Annotated in this window: 11 protein-coding genes; 3 read left to right on the forward strand and 8 right to left on the reverse strand. The window is 69.3% G+C overall.

The annotated features are described in order from the left end of the window. Positions 1-153: 153 nt before the first annotated feature. From OC534_RS07260 to OC534_RS07270, 3 genes are read right to left on the reverse strand one after another with little or no spacing between them, the layout of a single operon-like run. On the reverse strand, positions 154-1,581 hold the full coding sequence (locus OC534_RS07260) for a TolC family protein (RefSeq protein ID WP_262071618.1): 1,428 nt from the start codon (positions 1,579-1,581) through the stop codon (positions 154-156). 2 nt (positions 1,582-1,583) lie between these two features. Continuing rightward, positions 1,584-3,569 (reverse strand): MacB family efflux pump subunit, encoded by a 1,986-nt coding sequence (locus tag OC534_RS07265; protein WP_136004219.1) that lies wholly within the window; start codon positions 3,567-3,569, stop codon positions 1,584-1,586. Further along, positions 3,566-4,807: an efflux RND transporter periplasmic adaptor subunit gene (locus OC534_RS07270; RefSeq protein WP_262071619.1), complete on the reverse strand. Its 1,242-nt coding sequence runs from the start codon at positions 4,805-4,807 to the stop codon at positions 3,566-3,568. The genes OC534_RS07265 and OC534_RS07270 overlap by 4 nt, the downstream gene beginning before the upstream one ends. Positions 4,808-5,009: 202 nt before the next feature. On the opposite strand from OC534_RS07270, the gene OC534_RS07275 reads away from it, so the two are divergent. The 3 genes from OC534_RS07275 (at position 5,010) to OC534_RS07285 (ending at position 10,318) form a co-directional block, all read left to right on the forward strand. After that, positions 5,010-5,738 (forward strand): response regulator transcription factor, encoded by a 729-nt coding sequence (locus OC534_RS07275; protein ID WP_017356981.1) that lies wholly within the window; start codon positions 5,010-5,012, stop codon positions 5,736-5,738. Next, on the forward strand, positions 5,735-7,150 hold the full coding sequence (locus OC534_RS07280; protein WP_262071620.1) for an ATP-binding protein: 1,416 nt from the start codon (positions 5,735-5,737) through the stop codon (positions 7,148-7,150). The genes OC534_RS07275 and OC534_RS07280 overlap by 4 nt, the downstream gene beginning before the upstream one ends. 138 nt (positions 7,151-7,288) lie before the next feature. Beyond that, positions 7,289-10,318 carry a ligand-binding sensor domain-containing diguanylate cyclase gene (locus tag OC534_RS07285; RefSeq protein WP_262071621.1) on the forward strand — a complete coding sequence of 1,010 codons (3,030 nt, stop codon included), beginning with the start codon at positions 7,289-7,291 and terminating at the stop codon, positions 10,316-10,318. 47 nt (positions 10,319-10,365) lie between these two features. Here OC534_RS07285 and rnt read toward each other — a convergent pair whose 3' ends face one another. From rnt to OC534_RS07310, 5 genes are all read right to left on the reverse strand, one after another. Further along, positions 10,366-10,953 (reverse strand): ribonuclease T, encoded by a 588-nt coding sequence (gene rnt, locus OC534_RS07290; protein ID WP_136004413.1) that lies wholly within the window; start codon positions 10,951-10,953, stop codon positions 10,366-10,368. A gap of 103 nt (positions 10,954-11,056) precedes the next feature. After that, entirely contained in the window at positions 11,057-11,566 is a 510-nt protein-coding gene (locus tag OC534_RS07295; RefSeq protein ID WP_262071622.1) for a DoxX family protein, read from the reverse strand. A 25-nt stretch (positions 11,567-11,591) separates the two neighbouring features. Continuing rightward, positions 11,592-12,347, reverse strand: a complete 756-nt coding sequence (locus OC534_RS07300; protein WP_262071623.1) for a putative DNA-binding domain-containing protein — start codon at positions 12,345-12,347, stop codon at positions 11,592-11,594. Next, on the reverse strand, positions 12,340-13,212 hold the full coding sequence (locus tag OC534_RS07305) for a DUF692 domain-containing protein (protein WP_136004211.1): 873 nt from the start codon (positions 13,210-13,212) through the stop codon (positions 12,340-12,342). The genes OC534_RS07300 and OC534_RS07305 overlap by 8 nt, the downstream gene beginning before the upstream one ends. After that, complete coding sequence (locus OC534_RS07310) at positions 13,199-13,573, reverse strand: hypothetical protein (RefSeq protein WP_017356813.1); 375 nt, start codon at positions 13,571-13,573, stop codon at positions 13,199-13,201. Before OC534_RS07310 ends, OC534_RS07305 begins: the two co-directional genes overlap by 14 nt. Between the last annotated feature and the right edge of the window lie 92 nt (positions 13,574-13,665).

The raw sequence follows: 13,665 nt of genomic DNA on the forward strand, positions 1-13,665 counted from the left end.
GCGGGCGGGGGTGTGGAGCCGACCGTTGGTCGGCCGCCCTTCGTTCCGGCGTCGTGACATCCGATCCGCCTGCGCGCCGCCCGTTTCGACGCGGCCGCGCGCGGCGCGGCAGCCGCCCAACGGTCGGCGCTACATGAGGACGCGCGGCGGGCATCAGCCTGCGCTGCCGCCCAATGCCTTGAACAAGGTGACATCGTTGATCAACTGCCGCTGCCTCACCGACGCCAGCGACAGCTCCGCATCGCGCCGGGTCTGCTGCGCTTCCAGCCAGGTGCGCAGGTCGGTCGCACCGACCCGGTAGCGCACCTCGTACATCCGCTCGATTTCCACCGCTTCGTCATACGACGCCTGCGACGCCGCGACCTGCGTGGCGAACTGCGTGCGTGCCGAGAGGGCGTTGTCCACTTCCGACAGTGCGGTGTACAGCGTGCGGCGGAAGTCGTTGGCGGCGATCTGGTAATCGGTACCGGCCAATCGGGTGTCCAACTCGGCCTGGCGCACATTGAGGAACGGCAGCGACAGCCCGGCACCGAGCGTGGCCACCGGATGCTTCAACACGTCCGACAGCGAGGTGGCGCCGCTACCGACGCTGCCGGTCAGGCTCAGCGCCGGGTAGTACCGGGTGGCGGTCACCTTGATGGTCTTCAGGCTGTTGCGCAGGCGCAGTTCGGCCGCGCGCAGGTCAGGCCGGCGACCGAGCAGATCGGCCGGCAGGCCTTCGGCGATGGCCGGGCTGGTGGCACGCTCCAGCTGGCGGGGTTCGTCGGACAGGGCCAACGGCTGGCCATCGAGCAGCACGGTCAACGCGTTGCGGGTGGCCACGCGCTGCTGTTCCAGCGCGCTCTGTGCGGCGCGCTGCGCCTCCAGGCTCTGGCTGGCCTGGCGCACTTCCAACCGCGACACCGCACCGGCATCGAAGCGGGCCTGCACCAGTTGCAGCGTGCGCTGCAGGCGCGCCAGATTGGCCTCACCGGCGCTGATGGACTGGTTGAGAAAGGCCAGCGTCCAGTACTGCGTGGCGACATCGCCGATCACCAGCAGCGCCGTGTTCTGCAGGTCCTCGGCGCTGGCCTGTGCTTCCCACTGGGCGATGTCGCGCTGGGCGCGCAGCCGTCCCCACAGATCAACCTCCCACTGCAGCCCGACACTGGCCGAACTGCTGCGGTTCCAGTCCGCAGACTGGTCGATCGCGCGGTTGCCGCTGCTGCCGACGCTGCCCGAGGGTTGCGGCCACAGCGCGTTGTCGGCCAGTCCGGCCTGCAGGCGCGCACGCTGCACGGCCAGCCCGGCAGACGCCAGGTCGGTGTTGGCGGCCAAGGCACGGGCGATCACCGCGTCCAGCTGCGGATCGCCGAATCCGGTCCACCAGGCGTCGTGGCGCACGTCGGCACCCGCCTCGGCCGGTGACACGGCGACAGCCTGCACCGGCGCGTTGCGCGCCGCATCGCCGCGACCGTAGCTGGCCGGCACCGCCGGCGGGTCGACCCGGTACTGGCCGGTGCTGACACAGGCAGACAGCGCCAGTGCGGACAGGCAGGCCAGGGCCAGCGGACGCCGGGACATCAGGGGAATCGGGAACATGGTCATTCGCGCGCCAGCGCCTCCACGGGGTCGAGTTGTGCCGCACTGCGGGCCGGCAGGAAGCCGAACGCCACGCCGATCAGGCTGGAGCAGGCGAAGGCGGCCACGATGGACGCGGTCGAGAACAGCATCTGGAAGTCGGGGGCGAACTTGCCGAACAGCCAGCCCACCACCAGCGACAGCCCCACGCCAAGCAGGCCGCCGAGCAGGCAGACCAGCACCGCTTCGATCAGGAACTGCTGGCGGATGTCGCTCTGGCGCGCGCCCACTGCCATGCGTACACCGATTTCACGGGTGCGCTCGGTGACCGACACCAGCATGATGTTCATCACCCCGATGCCGCCCACCAGCAGCGCGATCGCCGCGATGGCACTGATCAGCAGGGTCATGGTGCGCGTGGTCTGCTCGATGGTCTGGCGGATTTCGGCGCTGTTGCTGAGGAAGAAGTCCTCGGTGCCGTGGCGCATCACCAGCAGCTTGGAAATGGCTGCCTGGGCGGCATCCATCGGCGTGCTGTCGTCCACCCGGACGGTGATGCTGGAGACGTGGCTCTGGCCAAGCATGCGTGACATCACCGTGGTGTAGGGCACCCACACGCTCAGGCTGGTGCTGCCACCGAAGCCGAAGCTCTGCCGCTGTGCGACGCCGACCACGCGCGCCGGCACGTTGCCGAGCAGGATCACCTGGCCGATCGGGTCCTCGCCGTTGGGGAAGAACTGGGTGCGGGTGTTTTCGTCGATCACCGCCACCTGGGCAAGGCCGCGTACCGCATCGCGGTCGAAGAAGCTGCCGGCAACCAGGGTCACGCCCTTGACCCGGAAGAACTGCTCACCCACGCCGCTGACCTGGGCGGTGGCCGACTGGTTGCGGTACCGGGCGGTGACCGAGGAAGACACACTGGGCGTGGCACTGTCCACGTAGCTCTGCCGCGCCAGCGCATCGGCGTCGCTGGCCTTGAGCGTCTGCACCCGGGCCGAGCGCATGTCGCCGAAGCCGCGACCGGGATAGACGTCGATGGTATTGGTGCCCAGCGCGCTGATGTTCTGCAGGATCTGCTGCTGCGAGCCGTTGCCCAGCGCCACCACCGACACCACCGAGGCGATGCCGATGATGATGCCAAGCATGGTCAGGAAGGTGCGCAACCGGTGCGCGTTCATTGCCAGCAGCGCCATCCGGAACGCTTCGGTGAAGCGGTCGCGCGCGGCGCGCCAGCTGTGGCCGCGGCCGGCATCCACGGTGGGCTGGCGCTGCGCGCGGTAACGGGGGGCGTTCGCATTGGCGCGGTCGGCGATGATCTCGCCGTCGCGGATCTCGATGATGCGCTGCGCGTGTTCGGCCACCGACATGTCGTGGGTGACGATGATGATGGTGTGGCCTTCGGCATGCAGCTCGCCGAGGATCGCCATCACCTCTTCGCCGGAGCGCGTATCGAGCGCGCCGGTCGGTTCGTCGGCCAGGATCACCTCGCCGCCGTTCATCAGCGCCCGCGCGATCGACACGCGCTGCTGCTGGCCGCCGGACAGCTGGCCGGGCTTGTGGTGCATGCGGTCGCCGAGACCGAGGCGCTGCAGAAGCTGCTCGGCGCGCGCGGTGCGCACCGGCCCCGGGCTGCCGGCATAGACCGCCGGCACGGCGACATTGCCGCGCGCATCGAGGTCGCCCAGCAGGTGGTAGCGCTGGAAGATGAAGCCGAAATGCTCGCGGCGCAGCTCGGCCAGCTCGTCCGGCAGCATGCTGCCGGTTTCGCGGCCCGCCACCTGGTAGCTGCCGCGGGTCGGCCGGTCCAGGCAGCCGAGGATGTTCATCAGCGTGGACTTGCCCGACCCGGACTGGCCGACGATGGCGACCATCTCGCCCGCATCGATGTCCAGGTTGACGTCGCGCAGCACGGCGATGGTGTCTTCGCCGGCGGGAAACTCGCGGCGAAGGTCGCGCAGTCGCAGCAGCGGGGCGCGCGTGGGCTGCGCGCCGGTCGGGGCACCGCTCATCGGCGCGGCCCGCCCATGCCCGGCCCACCCATCCGGATCTGCGGGCCACCACGGCCGCCGCCGCTGCTGCCCCCTGCCGCCGCGCCACCCTCGCCGACAATGACCTTTTCGCCCTCGGTCAGGCCGGACAGCACTTCGGCGTTGGCGCCGTTGTTGATGCCGATCCGCACCTTGCGTGGCGCCGGCATGCCGTCGGCGTCGGCGACGCGGACCACGTACTGGCCATCGCGGGTCTTCGGGCCGAGCGCCACCGCCGGGATCATGAGGACGCCCTTGGCCTGCTTGAGCATCACCGATACCTGCGCGGTCATGTCGATGCGCAGCGTGCCGTCGGGGTTCTCCACGTCGAACAGGGCGTTGTAGTACACCGCCGTACTCGAGCTGGAGCCGGAGGAACTGGAGCTTGATGCATTGTCGCTGGCGATGGAGGACGGCGCCGGATTGATCTGGCGCAGCGTGGCGTGGTACTTGCGGTCCGGCTCGCCCAGCGTGGTGAAGTACACCGGCATGCCGGCCTTGATTTTGACCACGTCCGCCTCGGAGATTTCGGCGTTGACCGTGACCAGATCCAGGCGCGCGAGCATCACGATGGTGGGCGCGGTCTGGTTGGCATTGACGGTACGGCCTTCCTCGGCCACCACCGCCACCACGGTGCCGTCCATCGGCGCGGTGATGCGGGTGTAGGCCAGGTTGGCACGGGCGGTGCCCAGTTCGGTCTCGCGACCCTTGATCTGCGCGTCGTAGGACTGGATCTGCGCGCGTGCGGTCTTCAGCCTGGCGTCGGCCGCGTCGTACTCGGCACGCGAGGTGGCTTCGGCCGCGAGCATCTGCTGCTGACGGGCGAACTCCAGTTCGGCCTCACGCAGGCTGGCCTGCTGTACCGCGCGCTGGGCGCGGATGTTGTCCAGTGCGGCTTCGGCGTTGAGCACCTGATTCTGCTGCGTGGTGGCGTCGATCTCGGCGATCAGCTGGCCTTCCTTGACGGTATCGCCCAGCTGCACCTTCAGCGACTTGATCTGGCCGGAGGCCTGCGCACCCACACTCACCAGCTTGTAGGCATCGACCACACCGGTGGCCTCCACCGTCTGCTCGATGTCGCCACGGCTGACCGGCGTGGTCGCCAGGGCCGGGGCGGCAGGCTTGCGGGCGAACCATGCCACAATCGCGGCAATCACGACGACGAAGGCGATCAGCAGCAGGATGCGGCCGCGGCGGGTGTGGGGCAGGCGGGGCTTCACGATGATCGTCTACTCGGCAGGCCGTTGCGTCGGCGTTGTCAGCATTGTGAAGACCCACGCCGGAGGGCTCAACGCTCGCCGTGTATCAAAGGGTAACCAGACGCGCTGTCCCGCGTTTCGTTGTGTATCGTCGTCGTGTCCTGACACACGCGTACGCATTCCCATTGATGCGGTTCATCTCCGGACAGGGGATCATGACCGCATGGAGACCACCACCACCATGCATCGCCTGTTGATCGTCGACGACGACCACGATATCCGCCAACTGCTTGCCGAACAGCTGGGACGCGCCGGTTACCAGATCAGCACCGCCAGCGATGGCACCGGCATGCGTCAGGTGCTTGAACGCGAACACGTCGACCTGATCGTGCTCGACCTCAACCTGCCGCGCGAAGACGGGCTGACCCTGTGCCGTGACCTGCGTGCGCGGTCAAGCACGCCGGTGATCATGCTCACCGCGCGCAGCGAGCCGATCGACCGCGTGCTGGGCCTGGAAATGGGCGCCGATGACTACCTGGCCAAGCCCTTCGAGCCGCGCGAACTGCTGGCGCGCATCCGCAACGTGCTGCGCCGGACCGAGGCGCTGCCGGCCAATCTGGAGCCGCTGGCGATCCGCCGCGCGCGGTTCTCGCACTGGATATTCGATCTTGAACACCGGCACCTGGTCGACCCCGATGGCCGGGTGGTGGTGCTGTCCGGTGCCGAGTTCCGCCTGCTGCGGGTGTTTGTCGGACATGCCAACAAGGTACTGTCGCGCGAGCAGCTGGTGGCGCTGAGCAGTGGCCGCAGCTACGAGTCGCAGGATCGCGCGATCGACCTGCAGGTCAGCCGCCTGCGCAACAAGCTGGGCGATGACGGCGGCAGCGACGGGCTGATCAAGACCGTGCGCAACGAAGGTTACGTACTGGCCACGGCGGTGGGGCTGGAATGAAACGCCTGCGGCGCTTCTTCGCTTCGATGGTGGGGCGCCTGTTCCTGATTCTGCTGCTGGGCATGGCGGTGGCCGCGATCGGTGCCACCGTGCTGGCCAGCGCCAAGCGCCAGCAGGAATTTGAACGGCAGAACCTCAACCGCATCGCAGACCGGCTGCAGGGCTACGTCAACCTGCTGGACGGCAACCCCGAGCTGCGCGAGCGCCTGCTGGCCGTGGGCGGCCCCAGCGTGCGCGAGCTGCCCGACGGCGCGCGCCAGGGCCGCAGGGACACCGCGATGATGGCCGTGCTGGATGACCGGCCCGGCCCGGTGGCCCACGCCCAGGTCCATTTCACCTCGTTCCGCTCCTGCCTGCCGCGGCTGCCGGAGCTGTTGCCGCCGCCGCCGCACAAGATGGGCGCGCCCAAGCGCCCGCGCGAGCGCGATCCGGCGTTCATCCCGCCCAAATGCCGCGCCGTGTCGGTGGTACTCAGCGACGGCACGCCGCTGCGGCTTGCACTGGATTCCCCGGCCGTGGCGCACAACGGCATCCTGGCGGTGGACCCGCTGTTCCTGACCCTGCTGGTGATCGCCATCGCGATCCTGGCCTACATCGTGGCGCGCATGGCCAGCGCGCCGCTGCAGCGCCTCGCCGCTGCCGCCGCGGCGCTGGGCGACGACCTGCAGGGCGCGCCGATGCCCGTGACCGGGCCATTGGAAGTCAGACGCGCTGCCGAAGCCTTCAACGCCATGCAGCAGCGCCTGCAGCGGCACCTGGGCGAGCGCACGCAGATGCTGGCCGCGATCACCCACGATCTGCAGACGCCGGTGACCCGGCTGCGGCTGCGGCTGGAGAACGTGACCGACGAGGCGCTGCGTGAGCGCCTGATCGGCGACCTGGGCGCGATGCAGGCGCTGATCCGCGAGGGTCTGGAGCTGGCCCGCAGTGCCGAAAGCGCCGAACAGCGCGCTGCCCTGGTGCTGGATTCGCTGCTGGAGAGCATCGTGGAGGACGCCGCCGAAGCCGGCGCCGACGTGCGCTTCGACCAGGCCAGTGGCGCGGTGATGATGCTGCGCCCGCTGGCCATGCACCGGTTGTTCTCCAACCTGGTGGACAACGCGGTGATGTACGGGCAGTCGGCACGGGTGAGTGTGGAGCAGACCGAGCATGACGTGGTGGTCCGCATCCGCGACAGCGGGCCGGGCCTGGCCGAGGACGAACTGGAGGCCGTGTTCGATCCGTTCGTGCGGCTGGAGACCTCGCGCTCGCGCGATACGGGCGGCGCCGGGCTGGGCCTGACCATCGCCCGCGCGCTGGCCGAGAAGGACGGTGCCACGTTGCACCTGCGCAATCATCCGCAGGGGGGATTGGAGGCCGTGGTGCGTTGGCCGGCCACCTGGCGGGTTGCAACCGGAAGCCGCACCGGATAGATCTTCACGACCGTTCGGGCGCGGATTTGCCTACTATGGGCACCTCTTTGCCAGCTTCTCCCCCATGAGAGCGCACGAATCAACCGGCCTGCGGGCCGGGGCTTCCCTTCCCAACGCCATGCGGGCAGGCCTGCACGGATGAGGGAACGGGGGGGCGTCAACCGGCGGCGGCCGGTCCAATCCCGAGGACGCGTCCTGCCGTGGCTGCAGGCCGCAGGGCTGTGCCTGCTGCTGTGGCTGGCGGCCATTCCGTCGCTGTCGGCGCAGGATGGGCCACCGCCGCTGCGCGACTACGCGATCGACGTGTGGACCTCGCGCAACGGCCTGCCGCACAACTCGCTGCGCGACATCGCGCAGACGCCCGAAGGCCACCTCTGGTTCGCCACCTGGGAGGGTCTGGTGCGCTACAACGGGCTGGACTTCACCGTGTTCGACCGCAGCACGCGGCCGGGCCTGCGCGACAATGGCGTGGGCGCCCTGTATGTCGACCACGCCGGCAACCTGTGGATCAGCGACTCGCGCGGCAACGTCACCCGCCGCGGCAGCGATGGCCAGTGGCGGGTATGGGAACACCAGCCGGGGACGCCGCAGGTGCTGATCCAGGCGATGCAGATGGACAGCCATCGGCGCCTGTGGCTGCTGTACGAAGGCAAGGGCATCGGCAGCCTCGACCCGGACGGCCGCATCGCATACACACCGCCGGCGGCCGACGTGCCGATGGCGATGAGTTTCACCAAAATGGTGGTGGACGCCCAGGACCGCGTGTGGGTGGGCACCCTGGATGGCCTGGTGGTGCGCGACAACGACGGCGTCCTGCGCCGTGCGCCGGAGAGCTTCGGGCTGGGGCGTGGCCTGGTGTGGCCGTACCGGGCGCCCGACGGGGTGATGTGGATCGTGGCCGGCGAGCGGATCTACCGCATGCAGGACGGCGTGCCCGAGCTGCAGCACCGCCTGCCCGGCCAGATGCACATGACCGCGATGCTGCAGGACCGCCACGGCGACCTGTGGCTGGGCACCGAGAATCAGGGCCTGCTGCGGCTCTCGCGGCATGGGCTGGAGCGGCTGCCGGCCGGTCTTTCGCTGCCGGGTGGACGTGTGGTCAGCCTGCGGGAGGATGCGGAGGGCAGCATCTGGGTCGGCGCCAACGGCGGTCTGTACCGCCTGCGCGAAACGCTGTTCAGCAGCTACACCGAACGCGATGGACTCAGTGGCGACTACGTGCGCACCGTGTATGAGGACCGGCAACGCCAGATGTGGATCGGCAGTGCCAGCGGCCTGGACCGGATGGACGGCGACGGCCGCTTCCATGCGATCGCGCTGCGCAATCAGGGCGGCAAGCCGCCGTCGGTGTTGAGCCTGGCCCAGGACCGTGCAGGTGATCTGTGGGTGGGCACCTTCGGCGACGGGGTGTTCCGGGTGGACGCACAGGGCCGGGTGCTGCGCACCTACGGCACCGCCGATGGGCTGCCGGGGGGCAACATCCGTGCGATGAGCGTGGACCGTGACGGCGGGGTCTGGGCCGGCACGCAGAAGGGCGTGGTGCGCATTGATGCGCGTGGCGTGGCCGTGCCGACCGTGCCCGGCATGCCGTCCGGGCTGATCACCGCCTTGGCCCACGACGCCGAGGGCAATCTGTGGATCGGCACGATCGAAGGCATCCGCGTGCTGCGCGGCAACCGCGTGCAGGCCATCGACCTGGAGCGCATGGGCGGCGGCCGCAGCGTGTTCGGCTTCCAGCAGATCGGCGATGCGATGTGGGTAAGCACCGACCGTGGGCTGTACCGCTGGCAGAACGGCCGGTTGGCGCGGGTCGGGCTGGAGCAGGGCATGCCCGTGGATACGGTGTTCCAGCTGGTGCCCGACCGCGTCGGCAATGTGTGGATCAGCAGCAACCGCGGCGTCCTGCGCACCGACATGGCGATGCTCAACGATGTGGCCGACGGACGCGCGCCGCACATCGACGTGGAGCACTACAACGAAATCGACGGCATGGCCAATTCGCAGGCCAATGGCAGTTCCGGCCCGTCGGCGATCCTGCGCCAGGACGGGACGTTCTGGGTGGTCACTGCCGGTGGCCTCAGCACGGTCGATCCGCTGCGGCTGCAGCGCTTCCGCGAGCGCCTGGCGCCGCCGGCGGTGATCGAGAACGTGCAGGTGGATGGCACGCCCCTGCACTGGCAGGGCAACGACTACAACCGCATTCCCGGCGGCAAGCGCCTGAGCGTGAGCTATGTGGGGCTGAGCTATCTGCTGTCCGAACGGATCCGCTATCGCACCCGCCTGGAGGGCCTGGACAGCGGCTGGATCGAGCGCGGGCAGCAGCGCAACGTCGAATTCATCGGTCTGCCGCCGGGCGACTACACGCTGCATGTGTCGGCCGCCCACCCCGGCGGTGCATGGAGCGACAGCGAGGCGGTCTGGGCGTTCACGGTCGAGCCGTTCCTGTGGCAGCGGCGCAGCGTGCAGGTGATCGCTTCGCTGCTGCTGTTGGCCGGCCTGGTGGCGCTGTACCGCTATCTGATCAATCGCTACAAGGCCAGCAACATCCGCCTGGCGCGGAGGGTGAATGAGGCCACGCGCGACCTGCAGGCGCAGACCATGCACCTGCAGGCCTTGAACGAGGAAAAGACCGCGCTGGCCGAACGTCTGGCCGTGCAGGCCGAAGCCTTTGAACGCCAGGCGCGCGAAGACGCGCTGACCGGCCTGGCCAACCGGCGTGCATTCGACGAAGCGTTGGCCCGCGATTTCGCCCGGTCGCAGCGCAGCCGTCACCCGATGTGCCTGGTGGTGCTGGACATCGACCACTTCAAGGAGGTCAACGACCGGCACAGCCATAGCGTCGGCGACGTGGTGCTGGTGGAAGTGGCGCGCCTGATCGCCTCGGCATGCCGCGATTCGGACATGCCGGCACGCACCGGTGGTGAGGAGTTCGCCCTGCTGCTCAATGACACCCGCCTGGACGAAGCGGCGCAGGTCTGCGCACGTCTGCGTGGCCTGTTCCACGACCACCCCGACTGGGCCGGTGTGGCGGGTCTGAAGGTGACCTTCAGCGCCGGACTGGTCGAACTGGATGCGGCCGACCGTACCCCGATGCTGCTGTATCAGCGCGCGGACCGCGCGCTGTACCGCGCCAAGAGCGAAGGCCGCGACCGCACCGCCATCGGGTGACGATCAGGCCGGGGCGGAGCAGGGTTCGGCCGCCCCGCGCGGGTGCGTCAGGGACGTGGCCAGGCGTTGGCGATCGTGCAGAACAGCTTGGCGGTCTGCTCGGTGTCGTACACCGCGCTGTGCGCTTCGTCGGCGTCCCAGCCGAGCCCGGCGGCGTTGGCCGCGCGCGCCAGCACGGTCTGGCCGTAGGCGACGCCGGCCAGAGTCACCGTGTCGAACACGCTGAAGGGATGGAACGGATTGCGCTTGTGGCCGGTGCGGTTGACCGCGGCATTGACGAAGCCCAGGTCGAAATGCGCGTTGTGGCCGACCAGGATCGCGCGCTGGCAGCCGTACTTTTTCACGGCGGCGCGGACCGGCGCGAAGATGTGGTCGAGCGCGTCCTTTTCAGACTTGGCCAGCCGGAACGGGTGGTCGAGGATGATGCCGGTCACTTCCAGCGATTTCGGGTCGATCTCCAACCCGTCGGCCGGAATCACGTGGGCGCTGGCGGTCGGGCCGGGATAGAGCAGGCCGTTCTCGTCCATTTCGATCGGCACCGCGGCGATTTCCAGCAGTGCGTTGCGGTTGCAGTCGAAGCCGCCGGTTTCCACGTCGATCACGACAGGCAGGAAACCACGGAAGCGTTGGGCCATTGCCAGGTTCGCCGCGGGGGCAGTCGTTTCGGCGGCGGCAGGGGGCAAGGCGGCATCGTTCATCCGTGGATTCTAGCAGAGGGGGCCTGTATGCCCCCGCCACTCAGGCGTCTGCGGGACGGCGCCCCGGCTGCCGGCGCAGCAGGTGGTCCACGCTCAGCGGGCCGGCGCCCTGCAGCGCCAGGGGCAGCAGCATGGCCATGAACAGCAGCGGCAGCTTGAAGTTGCCAAACCCCTGGTCGGTGATGGCATAGCCCTGCCACAGCTCGGCCAGTCCGTCCCAGTGCATCGGCCAGTGCACCGCCCAGGTCGCCACCACGGTCAGGACAAGCAGGCTGCCGGCGGCCAGCCGGGTACCCAGCCCCAGCAGCAGGCAGAGCGCGCCGACCAACTCCAATCCGATGGCCAGGTGCCAGTTGAGGCTGGCCGGGAGCTGGTCGAACGGAAACGGGAAGGCCTGTTGCAGGTCGCCGAACCAGTTCTGTCCGCGCAGCTTTTCGCGGCCGGACTCCAGGTACTCCCAGGCCAGCAGCAGACGCAGGCCCAGCGGGGCGATCCACGGCGCAAGCCGATCAAGCCGGTCGCGCAGGGCGACCCGGTGCAGTGTCTTCATCAAAGGGGAACTCCTGGAAAAGGGGTCAGGCAGGCGGAGGGGACGGGGCGATCACGGCGTGGCGCAGGAACTGCTGCAGCAGCGCGGTTCCCTCGGTCAGCAGGACATCGGGGGGCAGGCCGTGGGCCTGCGCCAACGCCTGCAGGTGCTCAGCGCCGGTCTGGCCGGGCGACTGGCCGATGCGCTCGAGCAGGTGGGCGGCCAGTGGGCTGATCGTCGCGAAGCGCACCTGGCCGTCCGCGTCGCGCCGAACCAGCAGTCCGGTCGGTTCGGTGGGGGGCTCGGCCGGCGCGTCGGCGCTGCCGAGCCGATGGACCGGCCAGTGGTAGAGCAGGGGCCACGCCAAGGGCGAGCGCTGCAGCGGCACAACCTGCGGGTCGATGCCCGTGGCAATCGGCAGCGGACAGGCGTCGAGCTGATAGAGCGCGGTCTCCACCCATTCGTAGTGCGCCAGTTCGGCCAGTGCCGGATGCGGCAGTACCGGGCGTTCCTGCAGCCATTGCACGAATTCGGCGGCCAGCTCGGTGAACAGCGGCGTCTGCGCGCGATGATCGGCAAGAAAGCGGCGTACCAGCGCTGCCCAGGCCGCCTCGCCGAGCAGCCGCGCGCACACCGGGAAGCCGTTGCCGAGCAGCCCCAGCACGTTGTTGAACACCAGCCGCCGGTAGATGCCCATCCGGCGCGGGTCCAGGCCGGTCGGCGCGGCGACACGCTCCGGATCGCGCAGATGCGCGGTGAACGCGCGTTGCTGTGCGTGCAGGCGAGGGGATGTGTCAGCCATTGGACACCGCTCCGTGCGCGGCCATCAGGCCTCGGATGATGCGCAGTTCGTCGCGCAGCTCCGGATAGGGGGGGAAGTTGAAATCGCGTTCGAGCAGGGTGGGGCGCGGGCCAATGCGTGCATAGGTGCGGCCGAGCAGGTCCCATACCGGATCGATCACCGCGCTGCCGTGGGTATCGATCTTGAGGTCGTCGGCGTCGTCGAGGTGGCCCGCCACGTGCAGGCAGGCGATGCGATGCGCGGGCAGCCCGGCGATGAAGGCGTCCGCGTCGTAACCGTGGTTGAAGGCGTTGACGTAGACGTTGTTGACGTCCAGCAGCAGGTCGCAGTCGGCCTCGGCCAGCACGGCGTTGGTGAAGGCCAGCTCATCCATTGCCGGTTCCGGCGCCAGGTAGTAGGACACGTTCTCCACCGCGATGCGCCGTCCCAGCAGATCCTGCACGCGGGCGATGCGGGCGGCGGTATGGCGCACGGCCTCGTCGGTGAAGGGAATCGGCAGCAGGTCGTACAGATGGCCCTCGTCGCTGCAGTAGCTCAGGTGTTCGCTGTACAGCGGCACCCGATGCTGGTCCAGGAAGCGACCCACCTGCTCCAGCAGTGACGTGTCCAGCGGCGCGGTGCCGCCCAGCGACAGCGACAGGCCGTGGCAGCTCAGCGGATGGCGCCGCGCCAGCTCGGCCAGCTGTTCGCCGGCCAGGCCGCCCACGCCGATCCAGTTCTCCGGCGCGCACTCGAGGAAATCGACATCGCCCTCGGGTGCCTCGCGCAGGTCCTGCAGCAGCGCACGGCGCAGCCCCAGTCCGGTCGCCGCCGCAGGCAGCGGCGACCGGGGCAGCGCGGTGGCCGGGGCGTCAGTGCTTGGCACCGCACTTGCCTTCGCCGCACTTGCCTTCGGCGGTCTTGCCGGCCGCGGTCGGAGCCTTGGCGTCGTCCGCCTTGGATTTGGCCTTGCCCTTGTCGGCGCCACACTTGCCTTCCCCACACTTGCCCTCGGCGGTCTTGCCGGCCGCTGCGGCGCCGGCCTTCTCCCCACCCTTGGCACCATGCGCCCCGCACTTGCCTTCGCCACACTTGCCTTCGGCGGTCTTGGCGGCGGCTTGGCCGGCAACCAGGTAGCCCTGCGCCAGGTCGGTCATGCTCAATGCAGAGGCCGACGTGGTGGCGCCCAGGCCGGCGGCCAGGGCGGTGGCCGCCAGCAGGGACAGCGAACGGGTGGATGTGCTCATCGATGGTGCTCCTTGGGTATGGGCCAGTGCCCGGAATGGCTGCTGGTGGGGCAGCAGGTGCGGCCATGATGGCCGGTCCTCGCTCAACGAAT

Origin of the sequence: Stenotrophomonas sp. Marseille-Q5258 (assembly GCF_946900935.1) — a bacterium.
Lineage (GTDB): Bacteria > Pseudomonadota > Gammaproteobacteria > Xanthomonadales > Xanthomonadaceae > Stenotrophomonas > Stenotrophomonas nematodicola.

Excerpts from the sequence above, each read along its gene's own strand:
- OC534_RS07285 (WP_262071621.1), top strand. The coding sequence starts at position 7,289 with ATGAGGGAACGGGGGGGCGTCAACCGGCGGCGGCCGGTCCAATCCCGA.
- rnt (WP_136004413.1), bottom strand. The coding sequence starts at position 10,953 with ATGGCCCAACGCTTCCGTGGTTTCCTGCCTGTCGTGATCGACGTGGAA.
- OC534_RS07295 (WP_262071622.1), bottom strand. The coding sequence starts at position 11,566 with ATGAAGACACTGCACCGGGTCGCCCTGCGCGACCGGCTTGATCGGCTT.
- OC534_RS07260 (WP_262071618.1), bottom strand. The coding sequence starts at position 1,581 with ATGTTCCCGATTCCCCTGATGTCCCGGCGTCCGCTGGCCCTGGCCTGC.
- OC534_RS07280 (WP_262071620.1), top strand. The coding sequence starts at position 5,735 with ATGAAACGCCTGCGGCGCTTCTTCGCTTCGATGGTGGGGCGCCTGTTC.
- OC534_RS07275 (WP_017356981.1), top strand. The coding sequence starts at position 5,010 with ATGGAGACCACCACCACCATGCATCGCCTGTTGATCGTCGACGACGAC.
- OC534_RS07265 (WP_136004219.1), bottom strand. The coding sequence starts at position 3,569 with ATGAGCGGTGCCCCGACCGGCGCGCAGCCCACGCGCGCCCCGCTGCTG.
- OC534_RS07300 (WP_262071623.1), bottom strand. The coding sequence starts at position 12,347 with ATGGCTGACACATCCCCTCGCCTGCACGCACAGCAACGCGCGTTCACC.
- OC534_RS07310 (WP_017356813.1), bottom strand. The coding sequence starts at position 13,573 with ATGAGCACATCCACCCGTTCGCTGTCCCTGCTGGCGGCCACCGCCCTG.